We start from the raw sequence: 25670 nt of genomic DNA, 5'->3' as shown, positions 1-25670 counted from the left end.
TTAGTTTTTGAAAAGTGCTTTCGCCGCGCCAAGCGTTGCGGCCAGTTTGGCGTTACCGCCCGGCACCGACGAAATCCGTGCCGCCTCCATCATCGGAAATGTGACGATGGAAATCTCCCAAAGGTCCACGGCCCACAGCCGCCGCGTCCCCGTCTTGCCTTCGCGGGTGGCCCGCACGGCTCGAAACCCGATGGAAAGCCCGTCGATTGCCCGCTGTGCGATCAGCGCCCGCAGGCTCGCCGCCCGCGGCACCCCATCGAGCAGGCGCCCTGAAACCTTGAGCCCGAAACCGTCCTCGACGATCTCATCCCAAAGCCCGACAGGCTCCTTGGGGTCGTGCTGAAACAGCAGCCGCACTTTGGCTGGCACGCGGACACGCAGCGTGTCGCGGAACGCACCGGGCATCACGACGTCTCCACCCCCATCGACCCGACCGAACACCGATGCATAGCCCGAGAACCGCCCGTCAGCGTCGATAGTGACACTCATCGCGCCGCCTCCGGCTTGGCCTTTGCGGTCTTGGCGGGCCGTTTGGCCAGCGTTCCCGCAAGGTTCCAGGCGAACTGGCGAAACACTTGCGTGGCCTCGCCCGACCCATTCTTTGCAGTCTTTTTGGTCCCCATCAGTCCTTGTCCCTGAACAGTTTGTTGAGGTGCGCAATCTCGGTCACGAATGTGTTGAAGCGCCTGTTGGCGGTCGACACCTCCCTAAGCAGCTTGAACACCGCCACGCTTGCCCCGCCCGCCCATAGAAACAGCGCAAGATGCGCCAGATCCCCCTTGGCCAGAACCGTCGAAATGATCTCGTCCATATCCCTGCCTTTCCCTTGGCTCAGGCCCTGGGTCCGAACCCTAGCAACTCGCGCTTTTCGCCATCGCTGAGGAAGCTGGCATTGCCCACCCGCTCCCAATCCATCGCGCGGTCCGTGGCCAGCGCTTCGATCCCGTCGAAATCGGGCACCAGTTGCACCCCGCCAAAACCGGGCGACAGCCAATGGGTGAGCGATCCCACCACCCCCCGCACCAGCGGGATGATCGTTTGCCGCCACAGCGCCCGGCTGGCTTCGGCATAATTTGCGTAAGTGTTGTCCCCGGGGATCCCCAGCAGCATGGGCGGCACGCCAAAGGCCAGTGCGATTTCCCTTGCAGCCGCGTTCTTGGCATCGAGGAAGTCCATTTCCGCCGGTGTGAGCGCAATCGCCTTCCAGTCGAGCCCGCCTTCGAGCACCATTGGCCGCCCGGCATTGATTGCGCCGGCAAACCCGTCTTCCAGTTCACTCTTGAGCCTTTGGTACTGATCCTCGGTCAGATTGCCCGCCGCCGCATTGTAGACCAGCGCACCCGATGGCCGCGCCGCGTTTTCCAGCAGCGCCCTGTTCCATGCCGTAGCCGCATTGTGCGTCTCAAGGCTCGCCTGCGCAGCCTGCAACGGGGCCTGCCCGTAATGATCGTCCAGCGGATCGAACAGCGTCAGATGCAGAACCCTGCCCACCGGCCCATTGTCGAGCATCAGCTTGTGGGTCCGCCCGCCCGCCGTATAGGCGTAGCCAATCGGCCAGCCATCCTTGCCAGCGATCACTGCCATGCGGTCGGGCCGCAGCCCGTAAAGCCCCCTGACTTCCCCTTCAACGATCGCGGCGTCGAGATAGGCGTTGCCCGCCAGTTGGAGATAGGAAAAGACGCTTTCAAGCAGCCCCTTGCCGTCCTGGCGCGGATTGGGCCGCTCCAGAAGCGCAAGCAGAGGATGATCGGTTAACACCCTGTCCCCATCGCGCACCTCGAGCGGCACCCGCGCCGCGTTTTCCGCCACCATGCGCACACAGCGATAAACGATCGGGTTTTTAGCGAAACCCTCATTGGCCAGGGCCGCAAAACCCTTCTTGCCGCTCCCCCCAATCCCGAGCGGCGCAAGCTGAAACAGCGTGTGCGGCGCCACCGATTTCTGTTCAGCACCCACACGCGATCGCCCGCCCACAAGGCGCCCCAGCCAATCGGCCATTGTCTCATCCTTTTCTGAAGATTTGGGAGATCGCCGCAGCATCTCCATCATGCCAGAACTCTACCCCACCAGCGTGACGCGGGGATAAGTCAGTTCAAAAATCAAACCCGCACCCGAGGTACCGGCCCATTACGCAGCAACAATTCGGTCACCGCCCACACAAGCGCATCGAGCCGATCCGGCGAATGGCCCTCTGCCAATCCGTCCGGCCCGAAGGCGCACAATTCGTCTTCGAGCTCGGCAAACATACCGGCATGTTTCACCCGCCCCTGCGCATAAAGTGCGGCGACCGGCTCGGCGCGCACCCATTTGCCGCGATTGGCCCGCGCTTCGAGCACCGGCACGCTCGCATCGACCTGGTGCATGAGGTTCTTGACCAGATCGCCGCCCTGGTTCACCTCGGCGAGGATCGTATCTGCATTAAATTCGTGAAACGCGGTGATCGCCACTCGCGCCCAGCCGACAGGGGTTACACCCTGCACCGTCCGGTCGGCCAGAACCACAGCGTCATCGCCACATCGTCCCGCGACGATGATCCCGCAGGCATCGGAATTCTTGCCGCCGGTCACTGGAGGATCGACCGCCACGACGATCCGGGTCAGGCCTGGAACCTTGTCAATCCGCCCTGTCTCGATCTGGCTGCGGCTCCAGAGCGCGCCGGGCAATTCCTCGACCATCTCACCGTCGAGTTCCTGGCGGCCCAGCACTGTTTCATTGTATCGCGCAACGATCGCCTCGAGAAACGCCGGGGCCAGATTGTCCTTGTTGGCCCGTGTGGTCATTCGTGTCACGACAGTATTGGGATCGGCAAGCAGGCGCTTTAATAGCCGCGTCGGCTTGGGCGTCGTCGTTACCATCTGGCGCGGTCTGGCTCCGATACGCAGGCCAAACTGAAGCATGTCCCAGGCGGCTTCCGCTTTTGGCCATTTGGCCACCTCGTCACACCAGGCTGCAGCAAATTGAGGTCCGCGAAACCGCTCAGGGTCATTGGCAGGCAGCAGCCAGGCTTCAGCGCCATTTGGCCAGGCGAGGATTCCGCGCCCGGCATCAAACCGGGGACGTTCGGCATTGGGATGAACCGAAATAATTCCCGAAACGCCATCGACCATGATGGCGCGCGCCTCCGCCATGGTTTCACCCACCAATGCGATTGGGGAAACCGGCCGAGCACCGGACACAAGCTCGCGCACCCATTCGGCTCCGGCCCGTGTCTTGCCCGCACCGCGCCCGCCCAGCATCAACCATGTTGTCCAGTCGCCTTCGGGCGGGCGTTGCATCTGGTGGGCCCAAAGCGCCCAACATGTCTTGAAATTTTCGACATCTGAAGCTTCGAGCATACTGGCCCGTGCCAACATCGCCGCCTTGTGCGCTCGTGTAAGCGGGGGGAGTTCAGTCCTCGGTTTCAAGTCTTGAAATCCGGTCAGTGAGGCGTTCGCGAATGGCTTCCAGCTCGGGATCCATGCGAACCCTCTTCTTCTGGATCTTCTTTTCGGCAGCCTCCAGCGCTGTGATCTTGTCGATTGCCTTGGTCATGGACTCGAGCATGCGCATTTCGGTAGCACTCATAGGTTCCTCGCTCAGTTTGCGTTCGAGTTGGGTGATCTGCGCCTCAATCAGACCCAGCAGTCGGGCCAGCAGGCTCTGGCGCCGCTGCCGCCCGGTTCCCGGCTTGCGCAGCACCCAATGGTCTTTGCGGCGACGCGTGTTGAGCTGGTTGAGGGTAAGGCCATGCTCACTTGCAATCTCGGTCAACGGGATGTCCGATTGCTCATAATCGGCGCGCACGGCGTCCCAGTCCGGCTGTAGAGTTCCGCTCATCATCCGTTCCGACACTGTATTGGAAAAGTACGATGAGATCGCTGACCGCAGGGCAGTGTGGAGGGTCGCTGCCCCGGCCGCACCAATCTCACCGTGCCACAACATTAACCCACCGGCGTGACGCGGGGATAAGTTGTGTTGAACTCTTTTTTGCCAATGTGCATTAAAGAGGCGCAACATAATTGGAGTCATCAATGCGCACGTTCACGCTCGCCCTTCTCATCGCATCTGCCCCGATGGCGCCCGCCTTCGCTGACAACCATGATTGGCCGCAGGAGGGAGACCTCTCCATCGAGCAGGCCATGGAAATCGCCTATGGAGAGGGCATCGCCGTATTGCGAGAAGTTTCATTCGATGACGGTCGGTGGGAGATCGAAGGCCTTTCAAATGCTGGCGCAGAAATCGAGTTCGATATCAACGGCACGACCGGCGAGATTATCGGACGGCAATAGCGGCGGCCCGCAAGGGCACAAAGGTCCGCTGGTGCTGAGGCCAGGGCATAGCCTGCGGCAAGATCGTGGGGCGCTTCGCCAGTAAGGTCGAGCGCTCCATCAAGGATGCCACGGTCAAGCGCATCGCCAGTGTCAGGCAACCCTGATTTCTCATCGAGCACGCGGATGGCGATCTGGTTCTAAAATCCCGTTCTGAAATCGAGCGCTCCTATTCGCGACTATTGATGTAAGAAACTGCCTCGTGCGCGGACTGAATGTTCAACCCACAAAGGAATTGATCACCATGAACCGCGCCCTTGCCATTACCCTTTTTTCAACCCTTTCTCTCCCCGTCATGGCTCAAACCTCCGAGACCCTCGACATCGGCCGCGAACGCTCCGAGGCGTTTCTGTCCGGTCAACTCGATCTCATCTGGGAGGACATGACCGAGCAAATGCACGATGGGCTTGGGTCGCTCGAAGCGTTTTCCGATTTTCACCAGCAGGTCACCGCCCAGCTGGGCCAGGAAGCCACGATCCTTGACGAGGAGGCCACCACCCAGGATGGCTATTCGATCTACACGCGCATCGCCCAATGGTCGTCCAGCGACACGCCCATTGTCATGCAGTTCTCGTTTGATACCGAAGGCATGATCGCGGGCTTTTTCATCCAGCCCGAGCCACAGGCCGCGCCATCAGCGCATCTCGATTATCAAACGCCATCCGATCTGCGCCTGCCCTTCGATGGGCAATGGTATGTTTTCTGGGGCGGTCGCGACGTCGCCGACAATTACCATGCGGCCGATCCCGCGCAGCGTTTCGCCTATGATTTTTTGATTCAGGAAGAAGGCAAGTCCTACGAGGGCGCCCCCGACGTGCTGGAAAACTATTTCTGCTGGGGCCGAGAAATTCTCGCTCCCGCCGACGGTCAGGTCATTGCCATGGTCGACGACCTGCCCGACCAGCCAATTGGCGAGACCGACGCGGAAAACCCGGCCGGCAATCACGTGATCCTTGCCCTTGCTGACGGTGAGTACGCCTTTCTCGCGCACATGGCGGAAAGCTCGATACGCGTTCAGCGGGCCGACACTGTTGCAAAGGGCGACGTGCTCGGCCTGTGCGGAAATTCGGGAAACACATCCGAACCGCATCTGCATTTCCACCTTCAAACCACGCCCGACCTGATGGACGGCGAGGGCCTGCCCGCCCAGTTTCAAACCTACATGGCGGACGGGGAAGCTATCGAGAGCGGCGAACCTTTGCGTGGGCAATCGATCTCCAACGCTGAATAACGGCCGCCAACTTCAGCAACCCAAAATGGGCAAAAACTCGGCCATTTAAGGAACTTCCCGCCACACTCAAAGTTGTCCCTCCAGGACGTTTTGTTTTCTCGGAGGGGACAATGGCTGTTAGGCACCGCGGCTTTGGGTTTTGGGCGACACTGGCTATCGGGGTTGTTGTCCTCGTTTTCGGCGTTCCCATTCTGGCTGGCGGGGTTTGGCTCGCGGCGCTGGGGGGATCGTGGTATTACATCCTCGCCGGCATCGGCCTTGTGCTCACGGCTATGTTTCTGTTCCGCCGCTCGATGCTGGCCGTTTGGATTTATCTTCTGACCTTTGCCGGCACAGTCGCCTGGGCAGTCTGGGAGGCCGGCCTGGATGGCTGGGCGCAGGTCCCGCGTCTGGTCGCGCCAACGCTGGTTCTGGTTTTCGTGCTGGCGACAATTCCTGCGCTACGTGGCCGCTTGGCGCGCCCCGCCGGTGCCGTTGCCGCCGCACTGGTTGGTGGCTTGGCCCTTGCAGGATCCATTACGGTCCTGACGCTATCCCAGAACGGGACCGCGATCGCGCAGGATACGCCGCCGCAGGACGACGCAGAGCCCGCTTCAATCGAAGAAACCGACACACCCGTGACCGGGGATTTGCCTGAGCAACCCGGCCAAGTGCCAACAGGCCAGGTCCCAGCCGTGGAGCCAGGACCGGCCGGTGAAGATAATGACGCCTCCAACGTCGCTGACCAGCCCGCTCCTGCCTCGCAGATCGAAGATGCCGATAGCGCCTCGCCAACTACGCCCACCGGCGTCCAGGCGCGTGCTCCTCTTCCCACGATGGAGGTAGGAGAGAACTGGCCGGCCTATGGCGGCAATTATCACGGCACCCGCTATTCGCCGCTCACCCAGATCACCGCTGACAATGTGAGCGATCTGACACGCGTCTGGGAGTTCAATTCCGGCGACATGCCAGAAGGTGAAGGTGCCGACGTACCAGGATATTCGCCTGAAAATACACCGCTCAAGGTTGGCGACGATCTTTATCACTGCACGGCTATGGGCATGATGATCTCCATTGACGCAGCGACCGGGCTTGAAGAATGGCGCTACGACCCGGAAGTGCCCACCGACGCCATTCCCTATGGCGCCACCTGTCGCGGCGCCGCCTATTTCGAGGTCCCCGATGCCGCCCCCGATACCATGTGCGCTACGCGCATCCTCTGGGGTACGCTCGATGCACGGCTGATCGCAGTTGACGCGCGCACGGGACAACCCTGCCCGGATTTCGGCATGGCCGGCGAGGTCTATCTCGAAGCCGGTCTCGGGGATACGGTACCAGGCTGGTACGCCATCACCTCGCCCCCCACGATCGTACGCGGCATCGCCGTTATGGGTGCCCAGGTCAATGACGGCCAGGCAGAAGATGCCCCATCAGGCGTCGTGCGCGGCTATGATGCCGTCACGGGCGAGTTTGCTTGGGCGTGGGATCTGGAAAACCCCGACAGCCGCACAGCGCCGCCCGAAGGCGAAACCTATTCGCGCGGCACCCCCAACATGTGGACCATCGCTGCCGCCGATGAGGAACTTGGTCTCGTCTATCTCCCCTTGGGCAATTCCGCAGTCGATTATTACGGCTCGAACCGCTCGGACCTCGAGAACGAGTACGCGACGTCCATAGTGGCTGTCGACGTTACGACGGGCGACGACGTCTGGCACTTCCAGACAGTGCGCAATGACGTCTGGGACTACGATCTTGGCTCCCAGCCCGCACTCGTCGTTTCCCCCGGCGATCAGGGCGACGTCCCGGCGATCATCGTATCCTCCAAGCAGGGCGACATCTACGTGCTCGACCGCGCAACGGGGGAACCACTATTTGCTCCCGAAGAACGCGAAGTACCCCAGGGTGGGGTCGAACCCGACTATCTCTCGCCCACCCAGCCCTTCTCCAGCTACCACACGCTCGCCTTTGAGCCGCTCGAGGAAAAGGACATGTGGGGCATGACGCCGCTCGATCAGCTCTGGTGCCGCATTCAGTATCGCCAGGCTCACTACGAGGGCATCTACACGCCACCCACCACCGATCAGTACTGGATCCAGTATCCCGGCTACAATGGCGGGCAGGATTGGGGATCATTGGCCATCGACGAAGACCGCGGCATCATGATCGCCAATTACAACAACATGCCCAACCACAACCGGCTCATCCCGCGCGAAGAGGCCGACGAAATGGGCGTTCGCGCCATTTTCGAACCCGAATGGGAGCGAGGCGCCGGGGGCGAAGCCGGACCCCAGCTCGGATCGCCCTACGCCATCGAAGTGAATGCCGGCTGGCGCCAGCCGACGGGTCTGTTGTGCAGCGCCCCACCCTATGGCGGCATAAGGGCAATCGATCTGGAGACCGGCGAAACCCTGTGGGACAAACCCTTTGGCAGCGCCCGCAAGAATGGCCCTTGGGGCATCCCCTCAATGTTGCCGCTCGAGATTGGCACCCCCAACAATGGCGGTCCGATCGTCACCGCCGGCGGGTTGATCTTTATTGCCGCCACCACTGACGATCTGATCCGGGCCATCGATATCGAAACCGGGGAAACCGTATGGCAGGACACCCTGCCCGGCGGCGGGCAGACGACGCCCATCATCTATGAAGTCGCGGGCCGCGAATTCCTGGTTGTCGCTCCGGGCGGCCACCACTTCATGGAAACCCCGATTTCGGATGCCGTCATCGCCTGGGCTCTCCCCGAAACCGGTGAGGCCGTCGAGGGCGCCACAGGCGAGTGAGCCAACAGCGCCACCCGCATGATCTATGCGGGTGGCGTGCCGAATTCATCTCTGCAACCTGCGCCACCATCGCCACTTGACCGGCAGGTGCAAATCCGATTTGGCTTCACGCTCCGAAACCTCTTCAGGATCGTTTGCCCAAGATGCGTGGCCAGCTCGCACTGTTGCTCTCTTCCCGGCGCTGGGAGCAATTCATCATCGCCGTGATCATCGTCAACGCGATCACGCTGGGGCTGGAGACGTCACCGGAAGTGATGGCCGCCATCGGCCCGGTGCTGATGGGGCTCGATGCAATCATCCTGACCATCTTCGTCGTCGAAATCGTGCTTCGCCTTTATGCTCACGGGCTCAAATTCTTCCGTGATCCGTGGTCGATATTCGATTTTGCCATCGTATCGATTGCGCTGATACCGGCATCTGGCCCCTTCACGGTGCTGCGCGCGCTGCGCATCCTGCGTGTCTTACGGCTCATCTCGGTCGTGCCTTCGCTGCGCAAGGTCATTGGCGGGCTGGTCGCTTCCCTGCCCGGCATCGCGTCGATCTTTGTTCTGCTCATGCTGGTGTTTTATGTCTTCGCAGTCATGGCTACAAAACTTTACGCCGCCAGCTTTCCCGAATGGTTCGGTTCAATTCCGGCATCGTTTTACACGCTGTTCCAGGTGATGACGCTGGAAAGCTGGTCGATGGGTATCGTGCGTCCGGTCATGGAGGTTCATCCTACAGCCTGGATCTTCTTTGTGCCCTTCATCGGCGCAACGGCTTTCACTGTGCTCAACCTGTTTATCGGTGTCATCGTTTCGGCAATGCAGGAAGAACATGATTCCGAAGCCACTACGCAGCGTCAGGAGCTGCGCGGGGAAACCGAATTGGTTCTTGCCGAAGTCCGTGCCCTGCGCGCGGAGGTCGCAGAGATGCGCAAGGCCCAGAACCCGGGCGGCTGAGAGCTGGGAAATGGAAACTTTTCCACGTTCATCTAACCGTCATCCCGAAGTGACCTGACCGTCACACAAGACAAATAGCGTCCGCCTCGATCGAAACCCCATGGAGGCAACCATGTTTCGCCGGACGCTAATGTCTTCCCTCGCCATCGCTCTTTGTGCGACAACCGCCATCGCTCAGGATATTCCTCAGTCTGAAAGCGATTACTTCACAGCCGGCCAGGCGCTTATCGCTGCCCGTGCCGATAGCCAGCCCAACACAAACACCGCCAAGAACGTGATCCTGTTCGTTGTTGACGGCATGGGCGTTTCCACGAACTACGGCATCCGTCTCTATGACGGCCAGCAGCAGGGGCTTTTGGGCGAGGAGCATAACCTCCCCCACGACACATACCCAAACTCTGCAATCATTAAGACCTACAACATCAACGCTCAGACCCCCGATTCCGCACCGACAGCCGGCGCCATGAACTCAGGCGTCAAGCAGGTCTTCAACACCATCAACCTCGACGAAACAGCAATCCATGACGATTGCTCGAGCGAAGTTCCGCTCCGCCTGTTCTCCGAAATGGCTTCGGATGCCGGCAAGTCGGTTGGTGTTGTCTCCACGGCCCGCATCACCCATGCCACTGGCGCCGCCGTTTATGCCAAGACGGCAAACCGCAACTGGGAAAACCAGGCTCCAGAAGGCTGCACCGACATCGCGACTCAGCTGGTCGACCAGTTGGAAGCCGGCGTCATCGATATCGCCCTGGGTGGCGGTGCCCGTTCGTTCGCTCCGGAAGGCACGACCCTCGAGGTTGGCACCGGCAACCGCTCCGACGACGTCAATCTGGTCGAACGCGCGACCGGCTTCGGCGCTCAGTATGTGTTCGATGCCGAAACGCTTGCCGCTGCCGATCGCACCCAGCCGATCCTGGGCCTGTTCACCAATTCGGACATGAGCTACGAGCATGACCGTCCCGAAGGTGAACCTTCGATCGCCGATATGACCCGCGCCGCCATCGAGGCGATGGAAAGCAATGAAGACGGCTTCTACCTGATGGTCGAGCCGGGCCGCGTCGATCACGCCAGCCATGGCGGCAATGCCCACCGCACCTTCACCGACGGCGTTGCTTTCGCTGAAGCTCTTGCTCTTGCCGACGAAATGACCGACGACGAAGACACGCTCATCATCGTCACCGGTGACCATGAACACGCCATCGTCTTCAACGGCTATTGCGGTCGCGGCACCCCGATCACCGGCCTGTGCTACGACGTCGCCGCCGGTCAGGTCGAGCATTCCGATGAACTCGCCCTGGCTGCTGACGGCCTGCCCTACACCGTTGTCGGTTTCGGCAATGGCGCCGGCTCGATTCTCGTCGAGCAGGAAGACGGCACCTATTCGGGTTCGCGTCCTGAACTGACCCAGGAAGAAGCCCAGGATCCGGACTACCTCCAGCAGGCTCTCATTCCAGCCTCCTCGGAAAGCCACTCGGGCGTTGACGTCGGTCTTTGGTCCAAGGGCCCCTGGTCGCACCTGTTTGGTGGCACGATGGATCAGGAAACCATCTTCCATGTCATGAACTACGCTGCTTTCGGATCGGCCGAATAACAGCCCCGTTCACGCTTTTGGGAGGGGCCGGGTTTCCGGCCCCTTCTTCATTGCACTGTCATAAGGCCTGACACGTGACCTGCTAGATACGGTTGCGAACCGCTCACTTCTCACGGGCATAAGGAATCTCAGTCATGAACCGTCGCGGATTTTTTGCCACCGCATCCGGCGCCGTTCTCGCCGCCCCCTTGATCGTCACTCGCGCTTTTGCCGCCGAACCCCAGGTTCGCCTGCGTGAGCTCTACGAAAAAGACATGAGCTTCACCCCGTTTGCCGAACAACACGCTGGCGGGCGCGTCGCAATCGAAGGGTTCATGGCGCCGCCGCTGAAAGCAGATTCCAATTTCTACGTATTGACCAACGTGCCGATGGCGGTCTGCCCGTTCTGTTCTTCGGAAGCCGAATGGCCCAGCGACATTTTGGCTGTCTATGCCCAGCGGATCGTCGACACCATTCCGTTCAACGTTAAGATCGTTACCCGCGGTACCCTTGAACTGGGGACATACACCGATCCGGAATTGGGCTTTGTCAGTCGCGTTCGGCTCGTCGATGCCGTTCAGGAACGCGCCTGAGATGCGCCGGGCTGATGCAACCTGGAGTGCGCCTGCAGGCTGGCTCACAGATATGCCGGCGCTAACCCAACCCCCTGGGCCGATCCTTCCGCCGCGTTTCCCGGGCGAGGGCCGGATCACACGACCAGCTGGCCCTTCCGGGCATTCGCGGCGTCTGGATCGACACTCCGGTCAGGAAAAATCGCCGAATTCTTCAGTATCCAAACCCGCTTGAACCAATGACCCTCAGCCTTTCCGTCACCGCGCTTGAGGTCAGGGCACATTCGGGCCGACTCCTCCTTGCCGTGCCCGAATTTTTTCTTGTCCCAGGCACATGCCTGGGTGTGCGCGGCCCGTCGGGCGCCGGCAAATCGACCTTCCTCTTTTCCCTTGCAGGCCTTGTCGAAAACGCTTCGGGCGCAATCGCATGGGACACCACCGATCTGATGCTCCTTTCGGCCGAAACGCGCGCCAGATTCCGTCGCAATCACGTCGGCATGGTGTTTCAGGACTTTTTGCTGTTCGAGGAACTGTCTGCCGCCGCCAACGCCGCGCTACCCGGAGCCTATGCGTCCCGCGCCCGCCAGTCGGGCATCGCACAAACCGCCCAATCTGTCCTTGCCCGTCTTGGCATCACCCATGGCGCACGTACAGTCGAGAGCTTTTCGGGCGGCGAGCGCCAGCGCGTCGCCATCGCCCGCGCTCTTGCAGCAAATCCCGAGATCATCCTCGCGGACGAACCCACCGCCAGCCTAGATCGCAACACCGCGGACGGATTGATCGACGATCTCGTCACCCTCGCTCGTGACGAGGGCAAGACGCTGATCGCGGTCAGTCACGATCCCGCAGTCTACACGCGCATGGATCGGGTCATCGAGATAGTCGATGGCCGTATCGTTTCCGACGAGCTCAATCGATGAACCCGCTCGCGCCGCTGTTCCGCGCCATCGAGTGGATGCCGGTCGCCTGGCAGGACATTACCGCCCTCATCGTGCTGCTGGTGCCCGCCCTTGTCGTCGGGGCGCTTGTCCTTTTCGGTTTCCGCCCCTTTCCATTGGTCAGTGCAATGCTCTGGCGCTTCCGCTGGACCAATGTACTGTTCATCGCCCTGATCGCCGTTTCTGTCGGCATCGGGGTGGGGCTGATAGCCCAGGAGCGTGGCCTGCGCCAGGGCACTGCGCGCGCAGCCGATCCATTCGATCTCGTCGTTGCCGCGCCGGGTAGCGAGATCACCATGCTGTTCGCCGCTGTCTATCTCCAGCCTTCTGATGTCCCCCTGCTCTCGGGCGAAATCTACGACACCGTCGCCAATGCGCCCGACGTGTCGCTTGCCGCCCCCATCGCCTATGGCGACAGCTACAATGCCTTCCCCATTGTCGGCTCGACAGCCCAGTTCGTCACCCACATGTCCGGTACACTGGCGGAGGGCGAGATGTTTGTCGCCCACACCGATGCGGTCATCGGCGCGCGCGTGGACCTTTCTATCGGCGAGAGCTTCTCTCCGGCGCATGGCGTTGGCGATGTCGCTGAACATGACGCACATGGGAATTTCGACTACACGGTTTCGGGTCGCATGGCGCCCACCGGCAGTCCGTGGGATCGCGCCATTATCGTGCCGGTCGAAGCAGTTTGGGAGATCCACGGCCTTGCCAATGGCCACGCCCCCGAAAACGCCGACCAGCTCGGGCCGCCCTTCGATTCCGCTTACTTCCCGGGCACCCCGGCCATCCTGGTTTCAGCTGAACAGCTCTATGCCAATTATGCGCTACGCGCCCAGTTCACCACGTCGGAAACCATGGCCTTCTTTCCCGGCGCAGTTCTGGCCAGCCTGCACAGCCTGATGGGCGATGTGCGCCAGGTGATGAGCGTCATGGCGGTCGTCACCCAAATCCTCGTCACTGCCGGCGTTTTGACCGGACTTGTCATCCTCACGCGCCTGTTCGCCCGCCGCCTCGCCCTTCTGCGCGCGCTGGGCGCTCCGGCCCGGTTCGTCTTTTCGGTGGTTTGGTCCTATGCGGCCACGCTGATTGTTTTTGGCGCCATCGGCGGCGTCGCCGTGGGTTACGCCGCTTCGGCAATCATTTCCCGCGCGGTCACCGAGCGCACCGACATTTTGGTCAACGCCACCCTTGGCTGGCCGGAATTCCATCTCGTCGCGGCCTTCGTGAGCTTTACGGTGATCCTTGCACTCCTGCCCGCTTTCATCGCCTTGTCACGTCCCGTTGTTACCGATCTGCGCAGTTAAGATATAACATTTACCCTGGAGCACGATCATGATCCGCGCACTGTTTGTTTCCTTCACCCTCTTGGCAAGCCCGGCCATCGCGCAGGACGGCCATCGCGCAGACGACGAGCATGAACACGATGAGCACGTCGCCGAGGCCAGCGGCATCCGCGCCATTCACGCCTGGGCCAACGCCACCGACGCTTCGACAGCATTGGTCTATGTCGAGATCGAAAATGGCTCTGACACCACGGTGACGCTTATCGGCGCGGAAACCGAGATTGCAGCAAATGCCGAGATCGTCGGGCTCGAAAACACATCTGGCGAACTTCGGTACACCGCTATACCCGCCCTGCCGATCCCAGCTGGTGCAGGTATGGTGTTCGCCCCCAACGGTCTGGCCATTGCGCTGTCAGGCCTCTCGGGCGCTCTTGTGCAGGGCGATCATTTCGATCTCGAACTTGAATTCGAAGACATTCATCTCGACCTCGAAGTCGAAATCGAATCCGCATCGGCCACCCAGCACAGCCACGCCGGCCACAATCACTGAGATATCAAGGCGCCGATTTCATCGGTGAGGTCGGCGTCCTCCCAATCCACTGCCCCTTGCCGGCGCCAGAGTACAGTGCCTGTTTCATCAACCACCACGGTGCTCGGATACCCCAATATCGCGAACACGCTGCCGACATTGCCCTCGATCCGCTGATAGCTCGCGAGCGCCACCCCCAGATCGTCCATATAGTCTGCAATCCGCCCGTAGCCGGCAGTATCGACCGAAACCACCACCAGTTCCCCCGGTTCCAGCCCCTGCGCAAAAGTATCGAGCAGCGGCAATTCCTCAAGGCATGGCGCGCACCAGGTCGCCCAGAAATGCAGGATCGTCGGGCCGTCCACCAGATCGCCCAGCGCTGCTGTCTCCCCCGCCGCGTTGCGTACAGCGACCGTCGAAAGATCGACACCCGTCTCCTGTCCGGATGCAAGGCCCGGCACAAACGACAAACAGACGATCGGCAGAAATCGGAAAATGTTCATCTGCCTATCCTACCCCTTTACCGTTTCACCCAAGTGACAGCCGCCGCCATCGGCGCTATGTCGGGGACAAGACGCGATCCAGGGCTTTGTCATGCACGAAATCATCCGCTCCATCCTTTCCTCCTCGGTTTATGACGTTGCCGTCGAAACCCCGCTCGAAAAGATGGGTCCGCTGTCCGACAAGCTTTCCCGCCCGGTGTTTCTCAAGCGCGAAGACCTTCAGCCGGTCTTTTCCTTCAAGCTGCGCGGCGCCTACAACAAGCTCGCCTCGCTCACCGATGCCGAGCGCGAAAAAGGCGTAATTTGCGCCTCAGCGGGCAACCATGCGCAAGGGCTCGCCTATTGCGCCACCCGCATGGGCACCCGCTCGGTCATCGTCATGCCCACCACCACACCCTCGATCAAGGTCAGCGCGGTGCGGCGTCTTGGCGGCGAAGTTGTCATCTTCGGTGATACATTCGATGACGCCCGCATCCATGCGCTCAGTTTGTGCGACAGTGAAAACCTTACCTTCGTCCATCCCTATGACGACCCGCAGGTCATCGCCGGCCAGGGCACTATCGGCGTTGAAATCCTGCGCCAGCACGGCAGCCCCATCGCCGCGATCTACCTGCCCATCGGCGGCGGCGGTCTTGCGGCCGGGGTCGCGGCCTACGCCAAATTCCTACGCCCGGACATCAAGCTGATCGGTGTTGAACCGGAAGATGCCGCCTCGATGAAGGCCGCTTTGGCCGCGGGGCACCCCGTGCCGCTGAACGAGGTGGGCATCTTTGCCGATGGCGTGGCCGTCAAGCAGGCGGGCAACCACACATTCGACATCCTCAAGGATAGGCTCGATGAGATCGTCACAGTCTCCACAGACGAAATCTGCGCCGCCATCAAGGATGTATTTGAGCACACCCGCGCCATTGCCGAACCGGCTGGCGCCGTATCTCTGGCCGGACTGCGCAAGCACGCCCCGACCCTTGAAAACTCCGGTGCTGCTATTGCCATTTGTTCGGGCGCCAATATCAATTTCGACAGGTTGCGCCACGTTGCCGAACGGGCCGAGCTTGGTGAACGCGCCGAAGCCGTTCTTGCCGTCACCATTCCCGAGCGCCCCGGCGCCTATCGCGCCTTTATCGGCCTGTTGGGTGACCGAGCCATCACCGAGTTCAATTACCGCATAGCACCGGGCAATTCGGCCAATATCTTTGTCGGCATCGGGCTCAAGCGCGGCGAGGCCGAAAAGGCCGAGATTATTGCTCTGTTGCGCGAACACGGCCACACCGTCCTTGATCTGAGCGACAATGAAGTCGCCAAGCTCCACATCCGCTACATGGTCGGTGGGCGTGTCGAGGGCTTGCAGAACGAATTGCTCTACCGCTTCGAATTTCCCGAGCGCCCCGGCGCGCTGCTCAAGTTCCTCGAGGGCCTGGCGCCGGACTGGAACATTTCCCTGTTCCACTACCGCAATCACGGCTCCGACTATGGCCGCATCCTGATCGGCATCCAGGTGCCAGCCCTCGAGCGCGACGCGTTTGAGACCTATCTCGATGCGCTCGGCTACGCCCATTGGGACGAAAGCGAAAACCCAGCTTATTCGATGTTCCTGGCCGCCAGCCCTGCCCCGTTGTGAGCCGGAACGACTGCGCTGTTCGGACGCTGGCATGCACACGGCCAAGCATTTGACTTTTCTTTGCTTTGGGCCATGATAGCACCATGACGTGCATTTGGTTTGCTCATCATTGTCCAGGCAAAGGCCCTCTCCTCATAGGATGAGAGCCTGGCGTTGCTACCTGCCACTGAGCAAGAGCGGCGCCAGGTAAAACCCCTTCACCCCGATATCGCATTTCAAGAACGAAGCGCCACAACGCTGCGGGCTTTCCGCGCGTCGTCGCGATGTGTGAGCAATGACCTATAAGTACTCCTGCACCTTCCCCATCACCGGCGGTAACAAGCTCTCGCGCTTTCAGAGCTGGGCTGCCGAACACGCGCCCGACATCTCCGTCAACCTGCCTCCACAGGTTCCGATCAAGACAGAAGCCCTGACAGTGCGCGTAAAATCGGTTGAAGACCGGCGCAAACTGATTGAACGTCTGGCGGTCGCCCAGTTCTGACAAAAACACTGCATGGCGGGCCGGCCACGGCCCGCCCTTTGGCATGTAACCCGGATGGTTCCAGCGAAAGCCCAAGTCGATCGACAACAGCAGGCCATGGGCACCTATTTGCAACCTACTGTAGTGGCTTGATTTTTACCGGAAGTTAAAAGGCCAACGATTAGAAGGACGTGGGGGAACTCGTTCCAATTACAAAGATTGCCCATCATGTTCAGACGATCAAGGTCCGTGGCCAAGCAAACAGGCTTTGCAGCAAACTCAGACCAGATGGCGGATGCGCTGCTCCGGTCCCAAGCCCTCATCGAGTTTACTCTTGATGGAACCGTCGTTTCGGCCAACGCCAATTTTCTCTCACTCATGGGCTACAGCCTTGAAGAAATTGCCGGGAAACACCATTCGATCTTCGTTGATGCAGACTATGCAGGCACTTCGGATTACCAGACGTTCTGGAAACGGCTGAGAAGCGGCGAATATGAAAGCGCCGAATACAAGCGCATCGCCAAGGGCGGCCGCGAAGTCTGGATCCAGGCAAGCTACAATCCGGTGTTTGACGCTGAGGGCAACACGGTCGGCATCGTAAAATTCGCAACCGATGTCACCGCCCGCAAGGTGACCGGCGCAGACGCCCGGGGCCAGATTGCCGCCATCTCCAAGTCACAGGCCGTCATCGAGTTCGATCTTTCGGGCACCATCCTGAACGCTAACAGCAATTTCTGCGAAGCGCTTGGCTATCCGCTCGAAGAAATTTCGAGAAAGCACCATTCGATGTTTGTCACGCCACTCGAAGCGAAAAGCGCCGAGTACGCTCTTTTCTGGGATCGTCTCCGCGAGGGCAATTTCGACAGCGGCGAATACCGCCGCATCGGCAAAGGTGGACGCGAAGTCTGGATACAGGCCAGCTACAATCCTATCTTCGACCCCTCCGGGCGCCCATACAAAGTCGTCAAATACGCCACCGACATCACAGCACGCAAAAACGCTGTGGCGATGCTGGGCGACCAATTGGGCCAGATGGCTGATGGCAGCCTCATCGATACGCTTGAGACGGCGATGCCCGAGGAACTCGAGGCCGTCCGCGTCGCCGTAAAATCGACGATCGTCCAATTCTCCTCGATCGTCCGTCAGCTATCGGAAACCAGCACTGGCCTTCGCGATGCGACTTCGGAAATCGCCGTGGGGTCTCGTGATCTTGCCGAGCGCAGCGCGTCGCAAGCAAGTTCGGTTGCCGAAACCACAAGCGCGATTGAGGGCCTGACCCAGACAGTCAATGCCAATGCCCAGCGAGCAATCGATGTCAGCACCGGGGCGGAGAAGGCCACGGGCCTTGCTGCCGAGCTTGGCGAAGCCATGGATGAGGCCGATCTGGCAATGGGTGCGATCACCGCATCGTCGACAAAGATCGCAGACGTGATCAAGATGATTGACGACATCGCGTTTCAAACCAATCTTCTCGCCCTCAACGCTTCGGTCGAAGCTGCGCGTGCTGGCGATGCGGGCAAGGGTTTTGCCGTCGTCGCCGTCGAAGTCCGCCGGTTGGCGCAATCGGCGGCCTCTGCTTCCAACGATGTCAAAAAACTTGTCGAAACCTCCCAATCGGAGGTCAAGAAGGGCACAACGCTGGTTTCGCGGGCAAATGGTCAGGTTGGGCACCTCCTCGCCTCATTGCGCGAGAGTGCCCAATTGATCTCCGAGATTGCTGGAGCAACCAACGTTCAGGCCTCCGCGATCGCCGAAGTCAGCGCCGCCATTGGCCGGATCGATACAATGACCCGCAACAATGCGGCCTTGGCCGAACAGACGCGTTCGGCCAGCGATCGCACCGAAAACGAGGCGATGTCGCTCGACACCATCGTCAACCGCTTTACCTTGGAGCGTACGCCGCATCGGCCCGTCCGGCAGCGAATTGCCAGCTGAATGAAAAAAGGCCCGGACGAAACCGGGCCTTTTCTTTATCCTTCCTCGACAAGCCGCCTGAGCTTGCCAATTGCCGTTTCGGCGCTTTCCTCATATGCGATGGTGCCGAAGAACTGCCCCTGGCCATCGATCAGGAAAACCGAGGCCGTGTGGTTGACGTTATAGCCGCCGCCCTCGAGCGGTGCTTTTTCGGCGAGAACGCCCCAGGCCTCTGTCATCTTTTCGATCTCCTCGGGCTCCCCGGTGATGCCGGTGATCCGATCGGAGACCCAGCCCACATATTCGCCAAGCACTTCGGGCGTATCCCGCTCAGGATCGACGCTGACGAAATAGGCGTCCAGCTTATCGGCGTCATCGCCCAACTGAGCGTACCAATGCTGCATGTCACCGAGCGTTGTCGGGCACACGTCGGGGCAATGGGTAAATCCGAAAAATACCATGGCGGGCTTGCCCACAAACACCGACTGGTCGACCGGTGCGCCGGTATGGTCGACAAGCTGGTAGTCCCCGGCGCCATACTGGCCCTGTGGCGCAGCGGCCAGCTGGGTCGATGGAGTGGTTTGGGAATTGTTGTAGTAGAGCAGCCCTCCGGCCCCGACCGCTGCGACAGCGACCAGGGTCCAGAGAACAACACGCACAGTTCCGAGTGTCGAGTTGGCCATTTGGCTCAATGTCCCTCATGTTCCGAATGGCTCGTGGTCGACGCACCAAACGCCTGTACCGCCAGTTCGATTTCAATCGCTCCGGCCCGTTCGAACGTCAACGTCACCGGCACGGTTTGTCCTTCGACAAATGGCTCGGAAATGTTCATGAACATCAAATGCAGTCCGCCGGGCGCCAGCGTTACCGTCTCACCAGCCGGGATCTCGAGCCCTTCAGGCAGTTGCTGCATCTTCATAACGTCGTCGACAACAGCCATTTCGTGAATCTGCACGTCGGGGGAAAAAGATGACTCCGCCGAAACCAGCCTGTCGGCTTGGTCGCCTGTATTGGTGATTGCGACATATCCCCCTCCAACCGGGGCATTGGGCAAAGTAGCGCGGGTAAACGCGCTGGTCAGTTCCAGGTCGCCCAGCGTGACAGCCTCGCCGCCATGATGAGCATGGTCGGAGGTGTTGTTTTCGCCCAGGCTGACGACGGGTTCCCAGCCAAGCGCCACATCACCGCACATCTGTTCGACGGCAAACAGGATATCGGTTTCGGGCAGGTCATCGGCAAATGTGCCGGTAAATGCGAATTGTTCATGGCTGTCATCCGGCACCGATCCTCCGGACCAGGTGGTCTGGGCCACCTGCCCGTCGACGGACGGCATTTCAAGCACCCAGCCATCCTTGTCTTCGGCGGTCACATCGCCGAAGCCCTCGGGCAAGTTCACACGTACAGTGTCGGTCGGCGCGCCATCGCAACCATGTGGCAGCACCAGCACACCCCTGAACGACGCGCCAGGTGTCGATTGGGTATCTTCGAACGTCATATGAGCCAGGGCAGGCGTTGCAACGGCTATTATGGATGCAGCGGCAATCGCCGCGCGAGAAACAGAGCGGATCATCAGTGATCTCCGACAAGTAATGGTCTGAAAGAAGTTTATGCAGTTCAGGCCAGAACTGGCGGCGCGCGCGAATTTTTTGGCGAGTAGGCAGGATCGTCGCTGACGATCTCATCAATTGCGATCAAATCGGCGGTGATGAACTGCACGTAAGCCGGCTCTGCCACGCAGGGTGCGGGCGGAAGGTCTGCGACACCGGCCCGGCAGGCGTGACAGGGCGAGTGACCGCCACTCTCGTCGTCGGGTGCGCCCCCACAGAACGAGAGGTCCGCGACGGAGAACGACAGCCCGTCAACTGGCGTTTCCAGTGCGACCGGCTGATGCACGAACGCGAGAAAGACCAGCGCCAGAACGACCAGCGCCTTTACGATTTCTCCAACGATGTCGCGCGCAAGGCTCATGCCGTTGCCACCCAGACCGCTTCCTGTTTCGCCAGCGCTTTTACACGAAGCTGCGAAAATGCCAATGCGGCCAATTCGCATACTCCGGCGTCGCGTTTCCCAACCGCACTATAGCCGACCCAGTTAAGTCATACTTATTGACATTTTTCGGTTCGTCCTACCGTCCTCAGACTTGCGCTCACTTCCGCATCCGCCTTCAGCACCCAAAAATGTAAGCGATGACATCGCCAGATTACGGGCATTTGTCAAGATCACGACCAGACAACATTCGTGCTTTACATATAGTAATACTATATGCAATCTTTCGACCCGCGGCACGATTGAGGGGAGGCTTCAATCGGCGCCATCAGGAGGAAAATTCATGAAATTCGTAAAGCAGCTTGCGCTGGGCGTGAGCACACTCGCCCTTCTCGGATCCGCCGCCATGGCGCAGGAAGGCCTTGAAGGCATGACCATCGGCTTCTCCCAGATCGGTTCGGAATCGGGCTGGCGCGCCGCCGAAACTTCAGTAACCCGGCAGCAAGCCGAAGAATGGGGCGTGAATCTCCAATTCTCTGACGCCCAGCAGCGCCAGGAAAACCAGATCCGCGCCATCCGCTCGTTCGTCGCCCAGGGCGTCGATGCCATCCTTCTCGCGCCGGTTGTTGCGACGGGCTGGGAAGAAGTTCTGAGCGAAGCCAAAGACGCCGATATTCCTGTCGTCCTGCTCGATCGTGGTATCGAAGCGCCTGAAGACCTTTACCTTACCTCGGTTGCTTCCGATCAGGTCCTTGAAGGCCGCGTCGCTGGCGACTGGCTCGTCGAAACCGTCGGTGACGAGGACTGTCGCGTCGTCGAGTTGCAGGGCACGGTGGGTTCGTCCCCCGCCATCAACCGCAAGCAGGGCTTTGAAGAAGCCATCGCCGATCACGCCAATGTCGAAATCGTGCGTTCCCAGACCGGCGACTTCACCCGCGCACTCGGCAAGCAGGTGATGGAAGGATTCCTTCGCGCCGAAAATGGTGGCCAGGACATCTGCGCTCTCTACGCGCACAATGACGATATGGCCGTTGGCGCCATCCAGGCCATCAAGGAAGCCGGTTTGGCACCGGGCGAAGACATTCTCGTCGTCTCTATCGATGCCGTGCCCGACATCTTCACCGCCATTGCTGCCGGCGAAGCCAACGCCACCGTCGAGCTGACCCCAAACATGGCCGGCCCGGCATTCGAAGCGCTCGACGCCTATCTCAACGATGGCACTGAGCCCGAAAAATTTATCATCACCGAATCCAAGCTTTACACTTCGGACGATGATCCCGAAGGCGAAGCCGAACGTCGCCGCGACCTTGGCTATTGATCTGAACCGGGGGAGCGCCTTGCTCCCCCGCCTTCCCCTCTCCGGAGGCGAAGCAGAGGTCGGATAAGGTGCAGTGCGCTCGCTCCGACGTCCAAATTCCAAATTCGAGACCACCAATGGCCCAACCTGCCCCCATCCTCGCTGCCTCGGGAATCGAGAAGTCGTTTCTCGCCCACAAAGTGCTCGACGATGTCGGCATCGAATTGTTCCCCGGCGAGGTTCATGCCCTGCTTGGCGAGAACGGCGCGGGCAAATCGACCCTCATTAAAATTCTCACCGGCGCCTACAGCAATGATGCGGGCACCATCACGCTTGACGGCACCCCCATCCATCCGCGCGACACCCGCCACGCGCAGGAATTGGGCATCGGAACCGTCTATCAGGAGGTCAATCTCCTGCCCAACATGAGCGTTGCGGACAATCTTTACGTTGGTCGCCAGCCCATGAAGTGGGGCATGGTCGACACTGGAAAGATGCAGCGCGACGCGCGCAACCTGCTTGCCCGCTACGATCTCAAGATCGATCCGGGCGCCCAGCTCGACAGCTTTTCTGTCGCCGTCCAGCAGATCGTCGCCATCGCCCGTGCAGTCGACATATCAGGCAAAGTGCTCATCCTCGACGAGCCGACCGCCAGCCTCGACCAGCACGAGGTCGAAATTCTCTTTGAAATCGTCCGGCAGCTAAAAGCTCAGGGCATGGCGATCGTCTTCATCACCCACTTCCTCGATCAGGTCTATGACATCGCCGACCGCGTCACGGTGCTGCGCAATGGCAAGCGCATCGGCTCGCGGCCGATAGAGGAACTTGGTCGGATGGACCTTGTCACGATGATGCTCGGCGAGGCGCTCGAACACGAAGACGCTATGCGGATCGGGGTCACCCGAAAGCCCGGCGAACTCTACGCATCGTTCAAGAACTACTCCCTCACCGGGAAGGCAGCCCCGTTCGATCTCGATTTGCACAAGGGCGAGATCGTGGGCGTTGCGGGGCTGCTCGGCTCGGGCCGCACCGAAATGGCGCGCCTGCTGTTTGGCATCGATAAGCCCGACACCGGGCAGTTGACGGTGTCGGGCAAATCCGCATCCATACGCGAACCGCGCGATGCCATTGCGCTCAATTTCGCCTTCGCGCCAGAAGATCGCAAGCTGGACGGGATCGTTGGTGACCTCACTGTACGCGAAAACATCATCCTCGCGCTCCAGGCCCATCGTGGCTGGATCAAACCAATGGGCCGCGCGGAACAGGCCGAACTGGCAGACCGCTATATCGAGGCTCTCGATATCCGTTGCACCGGGCCCGAACAGCCGGTCAAGTTCCTCTCGGGCGGCAATCAGCAAAAAGTGGTTTTGGCCCGCTGGCTGGCGACCAATCCCAAACTGCTCATCCTTGATGAACCCACGCGCGGCATCGACGTTGGCGCTCACGCCGAGATTATCAAGATGATCAACCGCCTGTGTGACGAGGGCATGAGCCTGTTCGTCATCTCGTCCGAACTCGACGAGATCACTGCCTACTCCTCCCGCGTCCTCGTGCTGCGTGAACGCGCCATCGCCGGAGAGCTGACGGGTGAAGCGATCAACACAACAGCGATCATGGAAATGATCGCCAGCGAGCCGGAGGCACGGCCCCAATGACCCGTTCTATTTTCTCGGTCATCAAGCCGCAATTCATCGCGCTGGCGGCAATTCTGCTCATCAACTGGATCCTGTTTCCCGGATTTTTCAATCTGTTCATTCGCGACGGTCGCGTCTATGGCTCGCTGATCGATGTGCTCAATCGCGGCGCACCGGTCGCCATTCTGGCCATCGGCATGACAGCGGTCATTGCCACCCGCGGGGTCGACCTTTCCGTCGGCGCGGTCATGGCCATTGCGGGTGCGGTCGCCGCCACCATGGTTCAGGGCGATGGCAACGCGCTGATTATCGTCCTCGTCGCCGGTCTGGGCGTTGGCCTTCTTTGCGGGTTGTGGAATGGCGCCCTCGTCGCCGTGCTCGGCCTGCAACCGATCATCGCCACCCTGATCCTCATGGTCGCCGGGCGCGGCATTGCACAAACCATCACCGAAGGCTTCATCGTCACCTTCAACGATCCCGGCTTGATTTTTCTCGGCTCCGGTTCCGTCCTCGGCCTGCCCACGCCCATCATCATCATGCTGGTGCTGGCCGTCGTCACAACGCTTGTCATGCGACTTACCGCTCTTGGCCTGTTCATCGAATCCGTCGGCATTAACCGCTCCGCCTCGTCTTATGCCGGCCTGCGTGCGCGCTCGCTGCTCATCGGCGTTTATGCCTTTGCTGGGTTCTGCGCGGCCATTTCCGGTATCATCGCTGCAGCCGACATTCGCGGCGCCGATGCCAATAATGTCGGCCTTTGGCTCGAACTCGACGCAATTCTCGCTGTCGTGATCGGCGGTACTTCATTGATGGGTGGACGGTTCTCAATTCCAATGTCGGTTATCGGCGCGCTCATCATCCAGGCCATGAACACTGGTATTCTGGTCTCGGGCTTTCCGCCCGAATTCAATCTGCTGGTCAAGGCAGCGCTGATTATCATCATTCTGGTCGTGCAGTCCCCGTTGGCCGGCCGCATTTTTCATTTTGCCGCCCGCCCCCATAAAAAACGCTCTGAGGTCAGCTCCCGATGAACCCGCGTTACTGGCCGCTGATCGCCACAATCACCATCTTCATCCTAGCCTATGCGCTGGCCGTGATGCAGTTCCCTGCCCTGTTCTCCACGCGCGTTCTGGGCAATCTGCTGACCGATAACGCCTTCCTCGGCGTCGCGGCGGTCGGCATGACCTTTGTCATCCTCTCGGGCGGCATCGATCTGTCGGTCGGCTCGGTCATTGCCTTTTCGTCGGTCCTGATCGCTGTTCTTGTCACCCAGCTGGGCATTCACCCCCTACCCGCCTTTGCCATAACCTTGCTGGTCACGACCGCCTTTGGCGCGTCGATGGGCGCGATGATCCATTATCTCGAGGTGCCGCCATTCATTGTCACGCTCGCCGGCATGTTTCTGGCGCGTGGCCTCACCTTCCTGCTGACCCAGGACTCAATCTCGGTCAGCCATGATTTCTATACCTGGGTACGCCAGTTTTATTACGTCATGCCTGGCGGCGGCCGCCTGACCTTCAATGGCGGGCTGATGCTTGTGGTCTTTGCCATCGGCATCGTTGTCTGCCACCGCACGCGGTTCGGCGCCTATGTTTATGCACTGGGAGGCAACGCCCAGTCGGCAGCCCTGCTCGGCGTTCCCGTCGCTCGCACCACAATCGGCATCTACGCGGTTTCGAGCTTTCTCGCCGGCCTCTCCGGCGTTGTCTATTCGCTCTACACCTCTTCGGGGTATCCCTTGGCAGCCGTTGGCGTCGAACTTGATACCATCGCTGCAGTCGTCATCGGAGGCACGCTGCTTTCGGGCGGCTTCGGCTTCATGCTCGGTTCACTGGTCGGGGTCTTCATCCAGGGAATGATACAGACCTACATCGTTTTCGATGGCACGCTATCGAGTTGGTGGACCAAGATCGTCATTGGCGGCCTTTTGTTCGGCTTCATACTCCTTCAACGCGTCATCATTGCCGCATCCAAGCGCGACTGGCGCAAAAAGAAGGTGGCAACAGTCCGAGCCTAAACGCCGCCGTTCAGGGCATCATCGCCGCTTCGGCGAAAGCCGGGACTCCATGGGCGCCACAGCATCCACCGGGGACGCGGCAAATCCTGCCACTCTGGATGGCGCTGGTTC

26 protein-coding genes are annotated in these 25670 nt (G+C 60.4%); 16 read left to right on the top strand and 10 right to left on the bottom strand.

All coding sequences use genetic code 11. The features are described 5' to 3' along the window. The 6 genes from ACN0TA_RS05050 to ACN0TA_RS05025 form a co-directional block, all read right to left on the bottom strand. The gene (locus tag ACN0TA_RS05050) at positions 1 to 489 is read right to left on the bottom strand and encodes an HK97 family phage prohead protease (RefSeq protein ID WP_417580437.1); all 489 of its coding nucleotides are present in this window, start codon (positions 487 to 489) and stop codon (positions 1 to 3) included. Further along, entirely contained in the window at positions 486 to 623 is a 138-nt protein-coding gene (locus tag ACN0TA_RS05045) for a hypothetical protein (protein ID WP_417580435.1), read from the bottom strand. The genes ACN0TA_RS05050 and ACN0TA_RS05045 overlap by 4 nt, the downstream gene beginning before the upstream one ends. Beyond that, positions 623 to 811 (bottom strand): hypothetical protein, encoded by a 189-nt coding sequence (locus ACN0TA_RS05040; RefSeq protein WP_417580433.1) that lies wholly within the window; start codon positions 809 to 811, stop codon positions 623 to 625. The genes ACN0TA_RS05045 and ACN0TA_RS05040 overlap by 1 nt, the downstream gene beginning before the upstream one ends. Positions 812 to 831: 20 nt before the next feature. After that, a complete protein-coding gene (locus tag ACN0TA_RS05035; protein ID WP_417580431.1) occupies positions 832 to 1998 on the bottom strand; it encodes a phage portal protein in 1167 nt (388 codons plus the stop codon). Between the two features lie 101 nt (positions 1999 to 2099). After that, on the bottom strand, positions 2100 to 3335 hold the full coding sequence (locus ACN0TA_RS05030; protein ID WP_417580429.1) for a DNA-packaging protein: 1236 nt from the start codon (positions 3333 to 3335) through the stop codon (positions 2100 to 2102). Between the two features lie 52 nt (positions 3336 to 3387). Continuing rightward, positions 3388 to 3921 (bottom strand): hypothetical protein, encoded by a 534-nt coding sequence (locus ACN0TA_RS05025; RefSeq protein WP_417580427.1) that lies wholly within the window; start codon positions 3919 to 3921, stop codon positions 3388 to 3390. An 89-nt stretch (positions 3922 to 4010) separates the two neighbouring features. On the opposite strand from ACN0TA_RS05025, the gene ACN0TA_RS05020 reads away from it, so the two are divergent. The 9 genes from ACN0TA_RS05020 to ACN0TA_RS04980 all read left to right on the top strand — a co-directional run bounded on the left by ACN0TA_RS05020 (position 4011) and on the right by ACN0TA_RS04980 (position 14151). Further along, positions 4011 to 4268 (top strand): PepSY domain-containing protein, encoded by a 258-nt coding sequence (locus ACN0TA_RS05020; protein WP_417580425.1) that lies wholly within the window; start codon positions 4011 to 4013, stop codon positions 4266 to 4268. Positions 4269 to 4551: 283 nt separating this feature from the next. Next, positions 4552 to 5538, top strand: coding sequence for a peptidoglycan DD-metalloendopeptidase family protein (locus ACN0TA_RS05015; RefSeq protein WP_417580423.1), 987 nt, complete (start codon positions 4552 to 4554; stop codon positions 5536 to 5538). Between the two features lie 110 nt (positions 5539 to 5648). Further along, positions 5649 to 8294 (top strand): PQQ-binding-like beta-propeller repeat protein, encoded by a 2646-nt coding sequence (locus ACN0TA_RS05010; protein ID WP_417580421.1) that lies wholly within the window; start codon positions 5649 to 5651, stop codon positions 8292 to 8294. 143 nt (positions 8295 to 8437) lie between these two features. Continuing rightward, positions 8438 to 9235, top strand: a complete 798-nt coding sequence (locus tag ACN0TA_RS05005; protein WP_417580419.1) for an ion transporter — start codon at positions 8438 to 8440, stop codon at positions 9233 to 9235. A 112-nt stretch (positions 9236 to 9347) separates the two neighbouring features. After that, the gene (locus tag ACN0TA_RS05000; RefSeq protein WP_417580417.1) at positions 9348 to 10826 is read left to right on the top strand and encodes an alkaline phosphatase; all 1479 of its coding nucleotides are present in this window, start codon (positions 9348 to 9350) and stop codon (positions 10824 to 10826) included. Between the two features lie 134 nt (positions 10827 to 10960). Beyond that, a complete protein-coding gene (locus ACN0TA_RS04995; protein ID WP_417580415.1) occupies positions 10961 to 11398 on the top strand; it encodes a hypothetical protein in 438 nt (145 codons plus the stop codon). Positions 11399 to 11616: 218 nt separating this feature from the next. Beyond that, on the top strand, positions 11617 to 12297 hold the full coding sequence (locus ACN0TA_RS04990; RefSeq protein WP_417580413.1) for an ABC transporter ATP-binding protein: 681 nt from the start codon (positions 11617 to 11619) through the stop codon (positions 12295 to 12297). Beyond that, on the top strand, positions 12294 to 13622 hold the full coding sequence (locus tag ACN0TA_RS04985; RefSeq protein WP_417580411.1) for an ABC transporter permease: 1329 nt from the start codon (positions 12294 to 12296) through the stop codon (positions 13620 to 13622). Before ACN0TA_RS04990 ends, ACN0TA_RS04985 begins: the two co-directional genes overlap by 4 nt. 28 nt (positions 13623 to 13650) lie before the next feature. Next, a complete protein-coding gene (locus ACN0TA_RS04980; RefSeq protein ID WP_417580409.1) occupies positions 13651 to 14151 on the top strand; it encodes a copper chaperone PCu(A)C in 501 nt (166 codons plus the stop codon). Here the strand turns inward: ACN0TA_RS04980 and ACN0TA_RS04975 are convergent. Further along, positions 14145 to 14633 carry a TlpA family protein disulfide reductase gene (locus tag ACN0TA_RS04975; protein WP_417580407.1) on the bottom strand — a complete coding sequence of 163 codons (489 nt, stop codon included), beginning with the start codon at positions 14631 to 14633 and terminating at the stop codon, positions 14145 to 14147. The genes ACN0TA_RS04980 and ACN0TA_RS04975 overlap by 7 nt on opposite strands. 91 nt (positions 14634 to 14724) lie before the next feature. On the opposite strand from ACN0TA_RS04975, the gene ilvA reads away from it, so the two are divergent. The 3 genes from ilvA (at position 14725) to ACN0TA_RS04960 (ending at position 18646) form a co-directional block, all read left to right on the top strand. Further along, positions 14725 to 16251 (top strand): threonine ammonia-lyase, biosynthetic, encoded by a 1527-nt coding sequence (gene ilvA / locus ACN0TA_RS04970; protein ID WP_417580405.1) that lies wholly within the window; start codon positions 14725 to 14727, stop codon positions 16249 to 16251. Between the two features lie 274 nt (positions 16252 to 16525). Continuing rightward, complete coding sequence (locus ACN0TA_RS04965) at positions 16526 to 16732, top strand: hypothetical protein (RefSeq protein WP_417580403.1); 207 nt, start codon at positions 16526 to 16528, stop codon at positions 16730 to 16732. A gap of 228 nt (positions 16733 to 16960) precedes the next feature. Continuing rightward, positions 16961 to 18646, top strand: a complete 1686-nt coding sequence (locus tag ACN0TA_RS04960) for a methyl-accepting chemotaxis protein (protein WP_417580401.1) — start codon at positions 16961 to 16963, stop codon at positions 18644 to 18646. A gap of 35 nt (positions 18647 to 18681) precedes the next feature. Here the strand turns inward: ACN0TA_RS04960 and ACN0TA_RS04955 are convergent, their stop codons facing one another. Genes ACN0TA_RS04955 through ACN0TA_RS04945 form a run of 3 tightly spaced genes read right to left on the bottom strand, consistent with a single transcriptional unit; the run spans position 18682 to position 20593 of the window. Beyond that, positions 18682 to 19308 carry an SCO family protein gene (locus tag ACN0TA_RS04955; RefSeq protein ID WP_417580399.1) on the bottom strand — a complete coding sequence of 209 codons (627 nt, stop codon included), beginning with the start codon at positions 19306 to 19308 and terminating at the stop codon, positions 18682 to 18684. 5 nt (positions 19309 to 19313) lie between these two features. Continuing rightward, a complete protein-coding gene (locus ACN0TA_RS04950) occupies positions 19314 to 20195 on the bottom strand; it encodes a copper chaperone PCu(A)C (protein WP_417580397.1) in 882 nt (293 codons plus the stop codon). 44 nt (positions 20196 to 20239) lie between these two features. Next, entirely contained in the window at positions 20240 to 20593 is a 354-nt protein-coding gene (locus ACN0TA_RS04945) for a hypothetical protein (RefSeq protein ID WP_417580395.1), read from the bottom strand. A gap of 361 nt (positions 20594 to 20954) precedes the next feature. Here ACN0TA_RS04945 and ytfQ point away from each other — a divergent pair, with 361 nt between their 5' ends. From ytfQ to yjfF, 4 genes are all read left to right on the top strand, one after another. After that, entirely contained in the window at positions 20955 to 21929 is a 975-nt protein-coding gene (ytfQ, locus tag ACN0TA_RS04940; protein WP_417580393.1) for a galactofuranose ABC transporter, galactofuranose-binding protein YtfQ, read from the top strand. A gap of 116 nt (positions 21930 to 22045) precedes the next feature. After that, complete coding sequence (locus ACN0TA_RS04935) at positions 22046 to 23563, top strand: sugar ABC transporter ATP-binding protein (protein WP_417580391.1); 1518 nt, start codon at positions 22046 to 22048, stop codon at positions 23561 to 23563. After that, the gene (locus ACN0TA_RS04930; RefSeq protein WP_417580389.1) at positions 23560 to 24573 is read left to right on the top strand and encodes an ABC transporter permease; all 1014 of its coding nucleotides are present in this window, start codon (positions 23560 to 23562) and stop codon (positions 24571 to 24573) included. The genes ACN0TA_RS04935 and ACN0TA_RS04930 overlap by 4 nt, the downstream gene beginning before the upstream one ends. Next, positions 24570 to 25559, top strand: coding sequence for a galactofuranose ABC transporter, permease protein YjfF (gene yjfF, locus ACN0TA_RS04925; RefSeq protein ID WP_417580387.1), 990 nt, complete (start codon positions 24570 to 24572; stop codon positions 25557 to 25559). Before ACN0TA_RS04930 ends, yjfF begins: the two co-directional genes overlap by 4 nt. Positions 25560 to 25670: the final 111 nt, after the last annotated feature.

The organism is Pelagibacterium sp., from assembly GCF_048264985.1.
Taxonomy (GTDB): domain Bacteria; phylum Pseudomonadota; class Alphaproteobacteria; order Rhizobiales; family Devosiaceae; genus Pelagibacterium.
The sequence above is the reverse complement of the archived record's forward strand: the minus strand, read 5'-3'. Positions and strand labels throughout refer to the sequence as shown.